At 29.1% G+C, this 16,575-nt stretch carries 17 protein-coding genes; 8 read left to right on the forward strand and 9 right to left on the reverse strand.

The annotated features are described in order from the left end of the window. Positions 1-2 precede the first annotated feature (2 nt). From FP421_RS03520 to ytxJ, 3 genes are all read right to left on the reverse strand, one after another. Positions 3-1,457: a type III PLP-dependent enzyme domain-containing protein gene (locus tag FP421_RS03520; RefSeq protein WP_159947651.1), complete on the reverse strand. Its 1,455-nt coding sequence runs from the start codon at positions 1,455-1,457 to the stop codon at positions 3-5. Positions 1,458-1,821: 364 nt separating this feature from the next. Beyond that, a complete protein-coding gene (locus FP421_RS03525; protein ID WP_159947653.1) occupies positions 1,822-3,369 on the reverse strand; it encodes a DEAD/DEAH box helicase in 1,548 nt (515 codons plus the stop codon). A 60-nt stretch (positions 3,370-3,429) separates the two neighbouring features. After that, positions 3,430-3,831, reverse strand: a complete 402-nt coding sequence (gene ytxJ / locus FP421_RS03530) for a bacillithiol system redox-active protein YtxJ (RefSeq protein ID WP_159947655.1) — start codon at positions 3,829-3,831, stop codon at positions 3,430-3,432. Between the two features lie 157 nt (positions 3,832-3,988). On the opposite strand from ytxJ, the gene clpB reads away from it, so the two are divergent. Both clpB and FP421_RS03540 read left to right on the forward strand, forming a co-directional pair. Beyond that, on the forward strand, positions 3,989-6,607 hold the full coding sequence (gene clpB / locus FP421_RS03535; protein ID WP_159947657.1) for an ATP-dependent chaperone ClpB: 2,619 nt from the start codon (positions 3,989-3,991) through the stop codon (positions 6,605-6,607). A 148-nt stretch (positions 6,608-6,755) separates the two neighbouring features. Beyond that, on the forward strand, positions 6,756-7,253 hold the full coding sequence (locus tag FP421_RS03540; protein ID WP_159947659.1) for a phosphoglycerate mutase family protein: 498 nt from the start codon (positions 6,756-6,758) through the stop codon (positions 7,251-7,253). 145 nt (positions 7,254-7,398) lie between these two features. Here the strand turns inward: FP421_RS03540 and FP421_RS03545 are convergent, their stop codons facing one another. The 5 genes from FP421_RS03545 to FP421_RS03565 all read right to left on the reverse strand — a co-directional run bounded on the left by FP421_RS03545 (position 7,399) and on the right by FP421_RS03565 (position 11,469). Next, on the reverse strand, positions 7,399-7,866 hold the full coding sequence (locus tag FP421_RS03545) for an MCP four helix bundle domain-containing protein (protein ID WP_159947661.1): 468 nt from the start codon (positions 7,864-7,866) through the stop codon (positions 7,399-7,401). Positions 7,867-7,958: 92 nt separating this feature from the next. Next, a complete protein-coding gene (locus FP421_RS03550) occupies positions 7,959-8,282 on the reverse strand; it encodes a hypothetical protein (protein ID WP_159947663.1) in 324 nt (107 codons plus the stop codon). A gap of 126 nt (positions 8,283-8,408) precedes the next feature. After that, the gene (locus FP421_RS03555) at positions 8,409-9,035 is read right to left on the reverse strand and encodes a response regulator transcription factor (protein ID WP_159947665.1); all 627 of its coding nucleotides are present in this window, start codon (positions 9,033-9,035) and stop codon (positions 8,409-8,411) included. 9 nt (positions 9,036-9,044) lie between these two features. Further along, the gene (locus FP421_RS03560) at positions 9,045-10,694 is read right to left on the reverse strand and encodes a sensor histidine kinase (protein ID WP_159947667.1); all 1,650 of its coding nucleotides are present in this window, start codon (positions 10,692-10,694) and stop codon (positions 9,045-9,047) included. 46 nt (positions 10,695-10,740) lie between these two features. Continuing rightward, on the reverse strand, positions 10,741-11,469 hold the full coding sequence (locus FP421_RS03565; protein WP_159947669.1) for a DUF6503 family protein: 729 nt from the start codon (positions 11,467-11,469) through the stop codon (positions 10,741-10,743). 95 nt (positions 11,470-11,564) lie between these two features. Here FP421_RS03565 and smpB point away from each other — a divergent pair, with 95 nt between their 5' ends. The 5 genes from smpB to FP421_RS03590 all read left to right on the forward strand — a co-directional run bounded on the left by smpB (position 11,565) and on the right by FP421_RS03590 (position 15,240). Further along, entirely contained in the window at positions 11,565-12,026 is a 462-nt protein-coding gene (gene smpB / locus FP421_RS03570; protein ID WP_201288782.1) for an SsrA-binding protein SmpB, read from the forward strand. A gap of 4 nt (positions 12,027-12,030) precedes the next feature. Next, positions 12,031-12,930 carry a geranylgeranylglycerol-phosphate geranylgeranyltransferase gene (locus tag FP421_RS03575; RefSeq protein WP_159947671.1) on the forward strand — a complete coding sequence of 300 codons (900 nt, stop codon included), beginning with the start codon at positions 12,031-12,033 and terminating at the stop codon, positions 12,928-12,930. Beyond that, positions 12,931-13,509 carry a Maf-like protein gene (locus FP421_RS03580; protein ID WP_159947673.1) on the forward strand — a complete coding sequence of 193 codons (579 nt, stop codon included), beginning with the start codon at positions 12,931-12,933 and terminating at the stop codon, positions 13,507-13,509. Between the two features lie 133 nt (positions 13,510-13,642). Next, the gene (locus FP421_RS03585; protein ID WP_159947675.1) at positions 13,643-14,599 is read left to right on the forward strand and encodes a transketolase family protein; all 957 of its coding nucleotides are present in this window, start codon (positions 13,643-13,645) and stop codon (positions 14,597-14,599) included. A 41-nt stretch (positions 14,600-14,640) separates the two neighbouring features. Then, positions 14,641-15,240, forward strand: a complete 600-nt coding sequence (locus tag FP421_RS03590) for a porin family protein (RefSeq protein WP_159947677.1) — start codon at positions 14,641-14,643, stop codon at positions 15,238-15,240. Positions 15,241-15,318: 78 nt separating this feature from the next. Here FP421_RS03590 and FP421_RS03595 read toward each other — a convergent pair whose 3' ends face one another. Continuing rightward, positions 15,319-16,119 carry an FKBP-type peptidyl-prolyl cis-trans isomerase gene (locus tag FP421_RS03595; protein WP_159947679.1) on the reverse strand — a complete coding sequence of 267 codons (801 nt, stop codon included), beginning with the start codon at positions 16,117-16,119 and terminating at the stop codon, positions 15,319-15,321. Between the two features lie 79 nt (positions 16,120-16,198). On the opposite strand from FP421_RS03595, the gene FP421_RS03600 reads away from it, so the two are divergent. Continuing rightward, complete coding sequence (locus tag FP421_RS03600) at positions 16,199-16,570, forward strand: RNA-binding S4 domain-containing protein (protein ID WP_159947681.1); 372 nt, start codon at positions 16,199-16,201, stop codon at positions 16,568-16,570. The last annotated feature ends 5 nt before the right edge of the window (positions 16,571-16,575 follow it).

The following is a 16,575-nucleotide window of genomic DNA, read 5'->3' on the forward strand; positions in this document are numbered from 1 at the left end:
GTTTATACCTCTTGTAATTCTTCGTTTATTAATTTTTCTTCTTGATTTTCTTTTTCAGTAGCTTCTCCATAACCTAATATAGATAGTAATTCACTACTTTTTTGTTGTTCTTTAAATATGCGAGTGGTTAAATTACCGTATTCATCTCTGTCTATAATTAAATGCTTTGGATGTGGTATTAAGCAATGCTGTAACCCCCCAAAACCACCAATAGATTCTTGGTAAGCTCCTGTATTGAAAAACCCAATGTAAAGCGGATTCTCTTTTTCATATATGGGCAAATAAATTCCGTTTACGTGTTGTTCTGAGTTATAATAATCATCACTATCACAAGTTAAACCACCTAATAAAACACGTTCATATTTATGATTCCATTTATTTACGGGCAGCATAATAAAGCGTTTATTTATGGCCCATGAATCAGGCAACGTGGTAATGAAAGATGAGTTGATCATATTCCAACGTTCTCTATCATTTTGTTTTTTTTGATACAAAACTTCATAAATTGCTGCTCCAGATTCACCTACTGTAAAGCTTCCAAATTCTGTAAAAATATTGGGGACATCTACACCTGCCTCATTACATGCTTGCTGAATTTGAATTATAATTTCATCAATCATATATGCATAATCATAATCAAAAGCGAGTGAGCTTTTTATTGGAAATCCACCTCCTATATTTAAGCTATCTAGAGTTGAACATACTTTTTTTAGGTTGATGTAAACCGTTAAACATTTCATCAACTCGTTCCAGTAATACGCATTGTCTTTAATACCAGTATTGATGAAAAAATGTAACATTTTTAAATCTACTTGTTTGTTTTTAGAAATCTCACGTTCGTAAAAAGAAACGATGTTTTTATAACCAATACCTAACCTAGATGTATAAAATTCAAATTTTGGTTCTTCTTCAGAAGCAATTCGAATTCCAACTTTAAAGCGTTTGGTAATTTCTTTTTGCAAAAGAGGTAACTCTTCGTAATTGTCTATAATTGGGATACAATTTTTATGACCAGAGTTAATTAAATCACTGATATTGTTAATATATTGCTCTCTTTTAAAACCATTACAAACAATATAAGTAGTGTCTTTTATTTTGCCTTCTGCTATTAAATTATTTACAATATCTATATCAAAAGCAGATGATGTTTCTATGTGAATATCATTTTGTAAAGCCTCATGCAAAACGTGTTTAAAATGAGAACTTTTTGTGCAATAACTGTAAAAATATTTGCCTTTATAGTTGTTTTTTTCAATACTAGTGTTAAACCAAATTTTTGCTTTGTTGATGTTTTCAGAGATCTTTGGTAAGTAAGTAAATTTTAACGGAGCCCCATATTTTGCAGCTAATTCCATTAAATTAATACCATGCCAAAACAATTTACCCTTTACTATTTTAAATTCTTCTTGTGGAAAATCAAACGTTTGTTCGATTAAATCAATATATTTTGTGTTCACTTTTAGTTCTATTAATTGTACAATAAATTATTCTCTACTAAAACCTGATGAACAGATTAAAGTATAAGAAACATACTCTTTAAAAAAAGAGGTTATCACTGTATAATTTGTAAGTAAACTACATGCAGCCTAGAAATTAGCTGTATTTTTTTAAAATAAGAAAATGGAGAAACCTTAATTTTTTCGTCGCATTTCCAAAATGCATTGTGATGATTTATCTCCTGTAAAAAATCACTCCCGAAATAAGAAAAACGATACATTTAACTTATAATAAGCGAGTCAAATGTAAATTATTTTTTAATATAAAAAACAAAATCAAAAAAAAAGTGAAAAAAAATTTCCACTTTAATGTTATCAGTAAATACTACTCCTCTGGAGGATACCCATGTATTTCTTCGAAATCTCTATCAAAGTTTTCTCTTAAATAAGAGTTTAATTTCTTCCTGTAATCGTCTTTTAACCAGGTAACAAAGTTGTGTGTACTTTTAGAAATACACTTTGCATATCTGTTAATTCTATCATCTATCTCCTCTCCTAGCATTTTTGCTAAAATTAAGGCATCAAAGACGTCTTCACTGTTTTCAATACACATTTTTGCATGGTGTTGAATGGATTTCTCTAAAACTCTTTTTGAGGATTCACCAGATCTAATGGTATCTATATATACTTTTTTCATGTCGAAATAAGTATCTGTAGATTTTGCAAATTCTTTCTTTACATCAGCTGGTAATTCGTATCTAAAAGTGCTTTCAATTTCTTCATCAGAAAGAATTGCATTTAGATAATAATCTGGAGCTCTAAACATTTTTTGCCAATCTAAATCAGCACCCCAAGGTCCAAATCTGTAGAAATTGTTCCCTAAATCAACAACATCAAACGTAGTTTTATCACCAAAAATACGAGAACCACGTCCAATCATTTGGTAATATAGCGTCAGTGACTTTGTTGCTCTGTTTAAAATAATAGCTTCAATACTAGGTTCATCAAAACCAGTAGTTAATATACTTACAGAGGTAATAATAGCATTTGGTGTTTTATGAAACCAACGTAAAATTAACTCACGTTCTTTTTTTGTATTCGTATTGTCTAAATGCGCAATTGGATATCCGGCTTTTTTAAAGGCATGAAAAACCTGAATAGAAGTATTAATACCATTATTAAAAATCAAGGTTTTCTTTCCTTTAGCAGTTTCTTCATAAGCAGCAACCAACTTAGATAACATATCAGAATTAGTATATAAATCTTCTGAAGATTTTACGGTATAATCACCATTTGCTCCAACTTCTAATGAGGTTAAACCTACGTTGTAAGAATACATGTTAGCTCTTGCCAAATACCCATTATCTATTAAATCTTGGATAGATTCTCCTACAAACAGTTCTTGATAATTCTCATACATTGGTAGCTTGATGTTAGAACTCAAGGGAGTTGCTGTAACACCTAATATAAATGCGTCGTTAAAAAACTTAAAGATTTTTGTAAACGAATTGTAATGCGCCTCATCAACAATAACTAAACCAATATCTGAAATATCTAATTTTTCATCATTCAAACGATTCTTTAGCGTTTCTACCATAGCTACAAAACAATCAAAATCATGTTGATCATCTAATTTAGCAGTAGAATTAATAATTTTATTAGTCACACCAAACTCACCCAACATTCTTGAAGTCTGTTTACTCAACTCAATTCTATGGGTTAAGACTAAAACTTTCTTTTTAAAGGTCTTTAGATAACGTCTGGTAATTTCTGAAAAAATAACCGTTTTTCCACCACCTGTAGGCAATTGGTATAATAAATGATAATCTGGTGGAGCTGTCTCAAAACGCTTAAAAATTTCTTGAAGTGCGTCTTGCTGATAGCCGTATAATTCTTTTCCTGTAGTTGTGTCTGTCGTATTTGTTTCCGCCAAAAGAATAAAAATTTTGAAAAACAAAAGTACGACTTAAATAAGGTTTTATGCAAGTTTATGCTATAGAAATCTTGTTAAATCTGTAGCAGCTATGTCATAATGCGATGCATGATGAACAGCAACACTATTTTTTACAACTATCAATTGAGGTGATTGATGCATTACTTGAAAAGCATATCCTATTTCATCAGAAATTGTTCTGTAACTTAATAAGTCTAAGTAATATACTTTTAAATGTTGATGTTCTTCTTGAAACAAGTTTTCAAACCGTTTGATAACCATACTGCTAATTCCACAACGTGTAGAATGTTTAAAAATAAGAACAGATGCTGTTTTAGATTGTTCTTTAATTTCTTCTAATTGATCTACTGAGGTTAAAGGAATCCAATGTAAATATGACTTTTTTTCTGGTTTTGATTCCTTTTCGCCATTTGCTCCAAATACTTTATTAAATATACCCATTTTTATATTTTATCCTTTTACGATACAAATATAGAAAACTTTTTCAAGCCAAAAAGTCAGTAAAACAAAGACTTAACAAGACATTTTGACTGGTTTTGTTTCGGAATTCACAATGGTATTATTATTGACTTTATAAGTTTAAAAACAAAAAAAGATTATGAATTTTAATAACTATACAACAAAATCACAAGAGATCATCCAAATGGCCCAACAGATTGCCCAAGGATTTGGTCATAATCAAATAGAAAATGAGCATATTTTTAAAGCCTTAACTCAAGTTGATGAAAATGTATTGCCTTTTTTATTAAAGAAACTGAACATTAATATCGATGTTATAAACCAGATTCTAGACAAACAACTGCAGAGTTTAGCAAAGGTGTCTGGAGCTGAATTAATGCTATCAAGAGAAGCTGGAAAAACCTTAAATGAAGCATCTATCATCGCCAAAAACATGAAAGATGATTATGTTTCTATTGAGCATTTAATCTTGGCAATTTTTAAATCAAAAAGTAATATAGCTCAGGTTTTAAAAGATCAAGGAGTTACAGAAAAACATTTAAAAGCAGCAATTGAAGAATTGCGAAAAGGCGAACGAGTAACCTCTCAAAATCAAGAAGAAACTTATAATTCTTTGAATAAATATGCTAAAAACCTAAACGATTTAGCAAAAAACGGAAAACTAGATCCTGTAATTGGTAGAGATGAAGAAATCAGAAGGTTATTGCAAATTTTATCAAGAAGAACCAAAAACAATCCAATTTTAGTAGGAGAACCAGGAACAGGTAAAACAGCCATTGCAGAAGGTTTAGCCCACAGAATTGTTGATGGAGATGTCCCAGAAAATCTAAAAGATAAACTCATTTTTTCTTTGGATATGGGGGCTCTAATTGCAGGTGCAAAATACAAAGGAGAGTTTGAAGAGCGCTTAAAATCCGTTATTAAAGAAGTAACTACTTCTGATGGAGATATTGTCTTGTTTATTGATGAAATTCACACCTTAGTTGGTGCTGGAGGTGGCCAAGGGGCAATGGATGCTGCAAATATTTTAAAGCCAGCGTTGGCAAGAGGAGAATTACGTGCAATTGGAGCCACTACTCTAGACGAATATCAAAAATATTTTGAAAAAGACAAAGCGTTAGAGCGCCGTTTTCAAAAGGTATTGGTTGATGAACCAGATACAGAAAGTGCCATTTCAATTTTAAGAGGAATCAAAGAAAAGTACGAAACACACCATAAAGTTCGTATTAAAGATGATGCTATTATTGGTGCTGTAGAGTTATCTCAACGTTACATTACCAATCGTTTTTTACCAGATAAAGCTATTGATTTAATGGATGAAGCTGCCTCTAAATTACGAATGGAGATCAATTCAAAGCCAGAAGAACTGGATGTTTTAGACCGTAAAATAATGCAACTAGAAATTGAGATTGAAGCCATTAAACGTGAAAAAGATGAAGTAAAACTAAAATCTTTGCGCGCTGAATTGGCGAATTTAAAAGAACAAAGAAATACGTTGAATGCAAAATGGAAATCTGAAAAAGAGGTTGTAGATAACATTCAAAATGCAAAATCTGATATTGAAAACTTTAAAGTTGAAGCTGAAAAAGCAGAACGTGAAGGAGATTATGGTAAAGTAGCAGAAATAAGGTATGGAAAAATTAAACAAGCTCAAGAAAAGCTTGAAGAATATCAACAAATTTTAGCAGAAAACCAGAATGGAAATTCTTTAATAAAAGAGGAAGTAACCTATGAAGATATTGCTGAAGTCATTGCAAAATGGACAGGAATCCCTGTTACTAAAATGATTCAGTCAGAACGTGACAAACTCTTAAAGTTAGAAGATCAATTGCATAAAAGAGTTGTGGGTCAAGAAGAAGCTATTGTTGCAATTTCTGATGCTGTAAGACGTTCTAAGGCAGGTTTGCAAAATCCGTCTAAACCCATAGGAAGTTTCTTGTTTTTAGGAACAACAGGAGTAGGAAAAACAGAGTTGGCAAAAGCCTTAGCAGAATATTTATTTGATGATGAAAGTGCCATGACTAGAATAGATATGAGCGAATATCAAGAACGTCATTCTGTTAGTAGATTAGTGGGTGCGCCTCCAGGTTATGTGGGGTATGATGAAGGTGGACAATTGACTGAGGCAGTAAGAAGAAGACCTTATTCTGTAGTATTGTTAGATGAAATTGAAAAAGCACATCCAGATACTTTTAATATCTTATTGCAAGTGTTAGATGAAGGAAGGTTAACTGATAATAAAGGGCGTGTAGCAGATTTTAAAAATACAATTATCATCATGACCTCTAATATGGGAAGTCATATTATAATGGATAAATTTAGCGACCCAAAAGCAGATGTTGATGCTGTTACAGAAGTTGCCAAGTTAGAAGTTTTAGGGTTGTTAAAACAATCTGTAAGACCTGAATTTTTAAACAGAATTGATGATGTAATTATGTTTACTCCACTGAGTAAAGATGATATTTTTGAAATTGTACGTTTGCAAATAGTTCAGTTACAAAAAATGATCGCAAAACAAGACATCACCTTAGATGCTACTGATGAAGCTATTGCTTATTTAGCTAAGAAAGGATATCAACCTGAATTTGGTGCAAGACCTGTAAAAAGAGTCATTCAGAAAGAGGTATTGAATCAATTATCTAAAGAAATTTTATCTGGAAAAATAACAACAGATAGTATTATTTTATTAGATGCTTTTGATGATAAATTAGTGTTTAGAAATCAGTCTGATTTGGTAGAAACTAGAAAGTCAGTGTAAAATTTTCAACTTGAGTTCAGTCGTAAGATTTCTAATTCTTGACTGCGCTCAAAAAGACAAAATATAATTTGGTCAATTAAGAAAGACGATGTTTGTTAAAACATCGTTTTTTCTTTTTTAACTATATTAGTCATCTAATTTAAATATCATGAAACAATTTTTATTGCTTTTTATTGTTACATTAACAATCTTAACCTCTTGTACTTCTGATGAAACTACTACGTATTATTTAATTCGACATGCAGAAAAAGACAGAACAGACAAAACTAATAGAAATCCTAATTTGAATGATAAGGGCCTTAAAAGAGCAAAAACATGGGCTAAATATTTTGATTTGATAGATCTAGACGCTGTATATTCTACAAATTACAATAGAACAATGCAAACTGCAAAACCAACTGCAGATAGTAAATATTTAAAAATAGTAAATTATGATCCAAGGAAAATGTACGATTCTATTTTTAAACAAAACACAAAAGGAAAAACTGTTTTAGTTGTTGGTCATAGCAATACCACTCCTGTTTTTGTAAATAAAATTTTGGGTAAAAAGAAGTATGAATGGATGAAAGATGATGATAATTCAAGCTTATTTATTGTCACTATTTCTAATGGCAAAAAAACAAGTAAAATTCTTAAAATACACTAATTTACAATCTTTTTTTGGGGTTCATAAATTATAATTAACTGAATTGTAATTGCCAACAACACCAAAATTCCTATTTCAATTTGAGTAAATAATTCTATTGTTGAAACCGCTTTTTTACCAATAAAAAATTGTCTTCTTCCTTCATTTATTTGAATTTTTGAATTTTTGAAAGTTTGATTAAGTTCTTATCAATTTCAGAAAACTTCATCATCATCTTAGATTTAAGATCATGTGATGGGTTTTCTATATTCTTATTTTCTAAATCAAATAAAAGCTTAATATTATCCTTTAAATTAGTTAATGTTTTTGCTTCTTCTATGGTTAATTTTGTTTGTTCGAAGTCAAAAATTAAATTCTCAATAGAACTGTTAATAATATCATCTTTTGAAGATAATCTTGCAGAATTATTTAACAGAACCTCTTTTTCTTTTAGATGAATATTTTTAGATATTTCAAAAATTATATTATTGGCAATAAGCCTATCTTGGTATATGTTAACAACAGTTTGCTTTACTCTATTAAAATTATTTTTATCTACAAGGTTTGTAGTAATAATAATTATAAAAATGATTAGCACTCCTAAAATAGACTTTACTTTGTTATATATTGACATATTAAATTAATTATTGTTAAGAAATATAAAAACCCCAAGATAATCTTGAGGTTTAATAGGTTAACATCTTAAAATCAAGACATTAAACAACATCATTTTTTAATGATTGTTTTTTTATTTTTTTGCCATGGCTTTTGGTTCTTAAATGCAGGCCCTTTTAATTTTGGTTTAGTTGACTGTATGTTTAAAACTTTAAAAGTAGCATTCTTGTTATTTTTTTGCCAAGGTTTAAAGTTTTTAAAAGCAGGCCCTTTTAAACCTTTCTTTGGACTACCAACATACACAACTGTTGGCTCTGCAGTACTCTCCCAAACCTTAAAGTTTTTAAATTCTGGTCCTTTTAAATCATTTCTTTTTTGTGCAAAAGCAGATGTTGAGAGGAAAATAATTCCTAATACTAAAACTATTTTTTTCATGATGATGTTGTTTTATAGTTATATCAAACCCTATTGTTTGACTACCATAAAATTAATCATGAAACAAGTCTTATACTGTTATAAGAAAATTGGTAAATGTATATCCGTATTTATACGGATGTTTAGTTATAAAATCTTTTGTTCTGTAGCTTTTTTAATTAAAGCTGCAGTGTTTTTTACTTCAAGTTTTTTTAGAATATTAGCTCTATGAGTTTCTATTGTTCTTGAACTAACAAATAGTTTTGCTGCAATTTCTTTAGTTGTCATTCCTTTAGAAATAAGTTGTAATACTTCATTTTCTTTATTGGATAATTGGTTAGCACTTACCCTATTTTCTGACATGAAGTTTACCATTTTTTCTGATATTTCTGGACTAAAATATTTTTTACCATTTGCAACTGTTCTGATACTTAATAAAAGCTCTTCTGCATCTGCATTTTTTATTAAATATCCATAAGCTCCTTCTTTAGCACATTTGGCAATATAATTTCCCTCATTGTGCATAGAAATAATAATTGGTTTTATGGTAGACTCTGTTGAACTGAGCCTTTTTAAAACTTCAAAACCATCCATATTTGGCATAGTTATATCTAATAAAATTACATCAATATCTTTTATATTTTCTAGTGATTTTATTAGTTCTTGTCCATCAGAAACGGTTTTAACAACATTAATATCACTATACTTTTTAAGAAGTTCAGACAAACCAAATCGAAATAAATCGTGATCATCTGCAATTATTAAGTTTATCATTTTTATCAATTAAATTGGTAATTCAATTTCAAACTTGGTAGTGCCATTACTAGTTTGGATATCTATTGTACCATTAAAGATTTCAACTCTTTCTTTTATGTTTGTAATTCCAGAACCAAAAGTTGTTTTTTCCAAATCAAATCCTCCTCCATCATCAAAATAAAATAAAGATATAAAATTATCAAATTCAGATAAGGTGATTTTTATTTGTTTTGCATGTGAGTGTTTTATAGTATTATTAATAAATTCTTGAACAATTCTAAATAGATTAATAGCCAACTCATTAGAGATATTTCCTTTTGAAGCATCATCAAAATTGATCTCTATATTTACAGATTGTTGTATGGTTTCAACATAGTTTTGTAACGTAGGACCAATTCCGAAATCTTCTAATGTAGAGGGCATTAGAGCATTTGTCATAGATCTTACTTCTGAAATTGTAGTATCAATCATTTTTTTAATTTCAGCCTTGTGAGTTTCTTTTTGAATGTTATTCTGAATGTAAAACTTTAATGTAGTTAAAAAGGGTCCTATACCATCATGTAGTTCTCTTGCTAATTTTTTTCTTTCATTTTCTAAACGATCCACCAAAACTCTTTTGTTGGTTATGATCACCTGCTGCTCTTTATTTCGAAAATCTATCAACTTTTCACGCATTTTTAAAAGCGTTTGCCCAAGTAAATCATCAGAACTTTTTGGACTATAATTTGACGTTAGATTCATATTACCAACATCCACAGAAAAATCCACAGCTCCAGAAAGTGCTGTTTTTAAACTACTTAGCGCTTCAAACATTTCATTAATTTCTTTGGGTTTTGATAAAAAAGAATAATAAGAAGAACCTAACTCATTTTTTTCAGTATAATTCCCTTTAGCCATTACCATTAATTTCTCCTTCATTTCAATAATAGGTTGTGTAATGATTCTAGTTAGGAAAAGTGATAAAACAACAGAAACAATAATTATGAAAACTGTAATTAGAATCAACTTTTTACGCATTTCTATTAATGGTTTAGAAACCTCACTAACATCTATTTCTGAGAGAATTACCCAATTTAAATTTCCAATTTCAATAGGTTGATAAGCGCTGTATACAGGTATATTTCTATAATCTGGAAAAACACCTGTTTTTTGCAAACCATTACTAGCATTCATTACTCCTTCTGTTTTTGCAATAATAGTATATGGCGTTTTGTTTGGAAAAAAACGTGATTGAGAACGCAGCCTAAAATCATCACCAACTAAGTAAGATTCCCCACTCAGCCCCATACCTGTTCTTTCTAATAAAATATTTTTAATTTTTTTATAATCTAAAAGGTGAATTATTCTTTTAGCTTCAGAAATTTTAACAAAGACTATAGAAGTTTGTTGATTTGGATTCAAATGGGTTACATCATAAATTCCTTTGGTTAAATACTGGTTTTCTGGTATTTGAAAATTTGGTGTATTAAAAACATTCTCTTCTTCAAATTTTTGCCATTCTGCATGAATAAGCTTTTCTAATTGTATGTTTTTTAGTGTTTTAATTGAATTTAATTGCAGTAATACACGATTGTCTAAAACCTTAGAAAACTCCTTGTAAAAGGTAAATGAAAGAAACAATACTACAAATACAATAAGAGTATTTATAATAACAATTATCCAACTTTTAATATTCATATACAATCCTTTTATTTAAGGTAAATAGTATGTTTAATATATGAAATTAATCCAAAAGTTTTACATTAATATCTTTTAAAACTATTTCAGAAACCTTTTTTAGTTGATTGTTCTCATATGCTTTATCAATATCAATCAATTCAATATTTTTAATTTTAGGCTTATAATTGTGATAATCTACAAAACGAACCCCGTTTACGATACATTGTTCTTTTAACGCTCTAAAACGCATTCCTCCACCATTAGTTTTGTAAGAATATGCTAAATAATCAATTAAATAGTCTTCTTTTCCAATCCAATAAATAAAGACATCTTCATGGTCTTCTCCTCCTCCTTCTTCAGAAAAAGTAATTTCAATTTTATAATAAATTTTACCTTTTATTGTTGATAATGGTAATAGCCTTTTTTTTACGGCAGTATCATGTAAACTATAAGGCAACACAGAAAAATAATGTACAGAATTTACTGAGTTCGCATAATTTAAAGAATCTAATGCAGATACATTTACTTTTTTATCATTGATAAATCTTGTAAATCCATTATTAGATAACACGTCTTTTATTGAATCAAAACTTCTACTTAATGTAAAACTTCCTCTTTTTCTAATTGCATTATATTTTTTATCTCTAAATTGAAATGAAATTTCAGAGTTTATAACTTTGTTGGCTCCTGAGTACACAATAGTTTTATCAATAACATCTTTTGCTAAAATTTTATCCTTCTGTGGATTACAAGAAATTAAAAATAACAGCGTAAACAAGTAAAAGTATTTCATTCTCTTTAGTTGTGTTTGGTATAAATAGAATTCAAAATTACATTTCTTTGACCAAAGTAAAAATGTATCTTTGTTAATCTTTTGTGAAGACGATTATGCAGAAAAAAATAAACATACAGAACAAAAAAGCACGTTTCGAATTTGAAATTCTAGATAAATATATTGCTGGAATTCAATTAACTGGTACAGAAATAAAATCGATTAGAAACAGTCAAGCAAGAATAACTGAGAGTTTTTGTGAATTTAATGAACGTGGAGAGTTGTTTATTATAAACATGTACATTCAAGAGTATTTATTTGGACATCATTTTAATCATAACCCAAAGAGTGAAAGACGTTTACTACTAAATAAGCGTGAATTGAGAAGTTTAAAAAAAGATGTTGAAGCTAAAGGAAATACCATAGTTCCTTTACGCTTATTTATTAACGAACGTGGTTTTGCCAAATTAGAAATTGCTTTGGCAAAAGGTAAACAAACTCACGACAAGCGTAATGTTATCAAAGACAGAGATAATAAGCGTGATTTAGCTAGAATTAAAAAGAGTTTTAACGCATAATTTAATGATTTCTTTTCTAAAACTCATTCGTTATAAGAACTTGTTGATGGTTTTACTAACGATGGTTTTAACTAGGTACACTTTATTAGATCATCTTATTCCAAATATAGAATTATCTGGTTTTGATTTTGTGCTTTTTGCCATCAGCATAGTTCTTATTACTGCCTATGGTTATATTATAAATGATTTATTTGATATAAAAGCAGATCAAATAAATAAGCCAGAAAAGGTATTTATTGATCATTACATCTCAAAAAAAACAGCTTTATACCTTAGTATTTTATTAGGGTTAGTTGGTTTTTTTATTGGTTTTTATGTCTCTTATAAAAATCATAAAATTTACTTACTTAACTATTATCTATTTTCAATATTGATTTTATTTCTGTATTCTTTTTCTTTTAAGAAAATAGCATTTTTAGGAAACTTGATTGTTTCGTTTTTATGTGGATTTCCAATCTTAATATTATATTTCCTAATTACAGGTCTAAGCTTTACAGAATTAAATGATGTTCTCTTTTTTGATTTTCCTGTTTTAGCATATTGTTTGTTTGCAATGTTTACAACATTTATAAGAGAAATTATTAAAGATATTGAAGATATTGATGGAGATTTAAAAATAAAAGCTAAAACACTCCCTATTATTATTGGTAGAGAAAGAGCTTCTAGGGTTGCTTTTGTTTTTTCATCATTACTTTTTATTTTTTTTATTATAATCTTGCAGTTTCTGCAGAATAATTATTTGTTTTTAGGTTATGGAATTCTCCTTTTAATACTTCCACAAATCTATTTTATGAGTAAGTTGTGGGTGGCAAAAAGTAAAAAAGACTTTTCTAAATTGAGTAGTTTTCTAAAAAGTATTATGTTAATAGGGATTCTATCAATGTTATTATTTAAATTTCAATAAATGTTAAGAGAAAAACTACAAGAATATAATATCATTTTAGCTTCTGGTTCTCCTAGAAGGCAGCAATTTTTTAAAGATTTAGATATTGATTTTACCATTCAACTTAAAGAGGTTGAGGAGATTTATCCACCAGAATTAAAAGGATCTGAAATTACAGATTATTTAGCCGATTTAAAATCGAAAGCATTCACAAACTTATCTGAAAATGATATTTTAATTACTTCAGATACCATTGTCTGGTTAGAAAATACAGCTTTAGGAAAGCCCAAAAACAAAAAAGAAGCTTTTAGTATGTTGCGCTCATTATCAGGAAAAAAACACGAAGTAATTACATCAATCAGTATAAAAAGTAAAGATTTTCAAACCATTGTAAATGATACCACAGTAGTTTCTTTCAAAAAAATTTCTGATAAAGAAATCAATTATTATATCAATAATTACAAACCTTTTGACAAAGCTGGAGCATATGGAATTCAAGAATGGATTGGCTTTATTGCCATAAATAAGTTAGAAGGAAGTTATTTTAATGTAGTTGGTTTGCCTGTTCACAAATTGTATGAAGAACTAATGAAATTGTAAAAAATTTACTTTCAAATACTTAACCCTAAAAACAGTAAGTAAAATAGTCTTTTTGCTATTCCCTCTTTTCTTTTCTTTAAAGCAAAATAAAAGTTTATTTTTACGCCAAATTATACAACACACAATTTTTACAATGAAAAAATACACGTACACAGAAAAAAAAGACACACGTTCTGGTTTTGGTGATGGTTTAACAGAATTAGGAAGAACAAACCCAAATGTTGTTGCTTTATGTGCAGATTTAATAGGTTCCTTAAAAATGAATCAATTTATTAAAGAAAACCCTGAGCGTTTTTTCCAAGTTGGTATTGCAGAAGCTAATATGATGGGTATGGCTGCTGGACTAACTATTGGAGGTAAAATTCCGTTTACGGGTACTTTTGCAAACTTTTCTACTGGTAGAGTTTACGATCAAATTCGTCAATCTATTGCTTATTCTGGTAAAAATGTAAAAGTTTGTGCATCTCACGCAGGTGTAACTTTAGGTGAAGACGGTGCAACTCATCAAATTTTAGAAGATATTGGTTTGATGAAAATGTTACCTGGTATGACTGTGATTAATCCTTGTGATTACAATCAAACAAAAGCAGCTACTATTGCTATTGCTGATTTTGATGGTCCTGTTTATTTAAGATTTGGTCGTCCAAAAGTTCCTGTTTTTATGCCAGAAGATGCAAAGTTTGAAATTGGTAAAGGAATTCAGTTAACAGAAGGATCAGATGTTACTATAGTTGCTACAGGACATTTAGTTTGGGAATCTTTACAAGCAGCTGAACAATTAGAAGCTCAAGGAATTTCTGCTGAAGTCATTAACATACACACTATAAAACCTTTAGATGAAGAAATCATCTTAAAATCGGTTGCAAAAACAGGTTGTATCGTAACTGCAGAAGAACATAATAAATTAGGTGGTTTAGGTGAAAGTGTTTCAAGAACCTTAGCGTTAAACACTCCTACTCCGCAAGAATTTGTGGCAACTAATGATACTTTTGGAGAATCAGGAACGCCAGATCAATTGATGGCAAAATATGGTTTAGATGCCAATTCAGTTCTAAAAGCAGTAAAAAAAGTAATTTCTAGAAAAAAATAACGTTTTATCAATTTAAAGCGTCTAATTAAAAACAGTAATATATGAAAAAAGTAATTTTAATGATGGTTTTGGCTTTAGGATTAAGTCAAGCTGCAAATGCCCAAATTAATTTTGGTCTTAAAGGAGGAATCAACTACAACTCAAATTCTATCAAAGAAGTTCAAACTGATGTTTTTGACGGAGCAAAAAGTAAAACTGGTTATCATGCTGGTATTTGGTTACGTTTTAAAATTCCAGTAATTGGTTTGTATTTAAGACCAGAATTGGTTTATACAAGTTTAGAAAATGAAGTTTTGTATAAAACATCTGGAAATACAACTTCATATAACTTTCAAAAAATTGACATACCTGTATTGTTAGGGAAAAAGATTTTTGGAATTGGTAATGTTTATGTTGGGCCTTCATTTCAATACATATTAGATTCTGATTTTAGTTTTAGTGATATTCCTGATGTAGAAGCAGATGGTTTTACAGTAGGACTTCAATTTGGAGGTGGAATAGAACTAGGAAAAATAGGTATTGATGTAAGATGGGAAAGAGCTTTCTCTGGTATTGAATCTACTTTTATCGGCAATGCAGGTAATGTAAATTTTGATACTAGAATTAATCAAATAATTCTAGGTTTGTCTTATAGATTATAATAAATAAGTACAAATAATATATAAAAAATCCCTTGAGAGTTACTCAAGGGATTTTTTATATATTAGGATTATTATATTTTAATTGACATTAGAATTTAAGTAATCTGGTGTAGAAGGAAAATCCTCATCACTAAAGTCATTTCTTGGATCTCCATCTCCGTCAGCATCTTCATCTATTGAAGCTTTACCGTCATTATCATGATCTGTTCCTTTTACAAAATCTAATAAACTTACATAAAAAATTAAATTTTCATTTGGGGGTATTCCATCAGTACCTGAATTTCTGTAAGCCAAACCAGAAGGAATAATTAAAATTCCTTTACCAAAATTTTCATAAGTTATTGGTCCGTTATTAGTTATGTTTTTACCTCCTTCTAAGTTATCACTAATACCATATGTCCAACCTCTAATTACACCATCAAGTGTAAACCATATACCAGATTCATTCTGATCAAATGGAACTGATCCTATGCTATCATTTCTTACAATTCTTTGACCTTTATATTTAGCAAAAACAGAATCTACGACACTTGGACTTCCTTTTGCGTTGATTATATTTCCACTAGCATCTTTTCCTCCTCTATCAATCACATAAATATACATTGTATAATCAATATCATTTTCTGTAACATTTAGTGTTTTTAAATTGCCAGAAGTATCATCTGCTAAAGATGTTTGGCCAGCAACCATTGGTTTAATAGCCTCTGTAGAGCTATCAAAATAAAAATTCTTTAAAAATTGTGTTAGAGAATCATTATCTATTAAAGCTTGCCCTTCATGATCAAAATTGTCAAAAACTATTCCATTGTTATTATCTCCACAAGAGAAAAACACTAAACTAATAATAAGTAGGGCAAAAATATTTTTAATTTTATTCATTTAAATCGAAAATTTAAGGGCGCAATTTACCATTTTTATACCTTTGTAAAAAGACAAAGTCTATATTTTAACTATTTTTATGAGGATTGATAAATATTTATGGTGCATTCGTGTTTTTAAAACTAGAAGTATTGCAACAACTGCTTGTAAAAAAGGGCAAGTAAAAATTAATAATTCATCAGTTAAACCCTCAAAAGAGGTGTTTAGTAATGAAATTATTTTAGTTCGAAAAAATCAAATTAATTATCAGATAAAAGTTTTAGATTTACCTAAAAGTAGAGTTGGAGCAAAATTGGTAGATTTGTATCGTAAAGATATTACCCCAAAAGAAGAATTTGAAAAGACAGAACTTCTAAAATTTGCTAAGGATTATTATAGAAAAAAAGGAAGTGGTAGACCTACAAAAAAAGATAGAAGAGATATTGATAATTATCAAGACGATATAGATTAAGACTT

It is taken from the genome of Polaribacter septentrionalilitoris (assembly GCF_009832745.1).
GTDB lineage: Bacteria > Bacteroidota > Bacteroidia > Flavobacteriales > Flavobacteriaceae > Polaribacter > Polaribacter septentrionalilitoris.

Bases quoted from the DNA above. Each gene is read 5' to 3' on its own strand.
- FP421_RS03575 (WP_159947671.1), top strand. From the start codon at position 12,031: ATGATTTCTTTTCTAAAACTCATTCGTTATAAGAACTTGTTGATGGTT.
- FP421_RS03550 (WP_159947663.1), bottom strand. From the start codon at position 8,282: ATGAAAAAAATAGTTTTAGTATTAGGAATTATTTTCCTCTCAACATCT.
- FP421_RS03580 (WP_159947673.1), top strand. From the start codon at position 12,931: ATGTTAAGAGAAAAACTACAAGAATATAATATCATTTTAGCTTCTGGT.
- FP421_RS03555 (WP_159947665.1), bottom strand. From the start codon at position 9,035: ATGATAAACTTAATAATTGCAGATGATCACGATTTATTTCGATTTGGT.
- FP421_RS03545 (WP_159947661.1), bottom strand. From the start codon at position 7,866: ATGTCAATATATAACAAAGTAAAGTCTATTTTAGGAGTGCTAATCATT.
- FP421_RS03590 (WP_159947677.1), top strand. From the start codon at position 14,641: ATGAAAAAAGTAATTTTAATGATGGTTTTGGCTTTAGGATTAAGTCAA.
- smpB (WP_201288782.1), top strand. From the start codon at position 11,565: ATGCAGAAAAAAATAAACATACAGAACAAAAAAGCACGTTTCGAATTT.
- FP421_RS03595 (WP_159947679.1), bottom strand. From the start codon at position 16,119: ATGAATAAAATTAAAAATATTTTTGCCCTACTTATTATTAGTTTAGTG.
- ytxJ (WP_159947655.1), bottom strand. From the start codon at position 3,831: ATGGGTATATTTAATAAAGTATTTGGAGCAAATGGCGAAAAGGAATCA.
- FP421_RS03600 (WP_159947681.1), top strand. From the start codon at position 16,199: ATGAGGATTGATAAATATTTATGGTGCATTCGTGTTTTTAAAACTAGA.
- FP421_RS03540 (WP_159947659.1), top strand. From the start codon at position 6,756: ATGAAACAATTTTTATTGCTTTTTATTGTTACATTAACAATCTTAACC.
- FP421_RS03565 (WP_159947669.1), bottom strand. From the start codon at position 11,469: ATGAAATACTTTTACTTGTTTACGCTGTTATTTTTAATTTCTTGTAAT.
- FP421_RS03560 (WP_159947667.1), bottom strand. From the start codon at position 10,694: ATGAATATTAAAAGTTGGATAATTGTTATTATAAATACTCTTATTGTA.
- FP421_RS03585 (WP_159947675.1), top strand. From the start codon at position 13,643: ATGAAAAAATACACGTACACAGAAAAAAAAGACACACGTTCTGGTTTT.
- clpB (WP_159947657.1), top strand. From the start codon at position 3,989: ATGAATTTTAATAACTATACAACAAAATCACAAGAGATCATCCAAATG.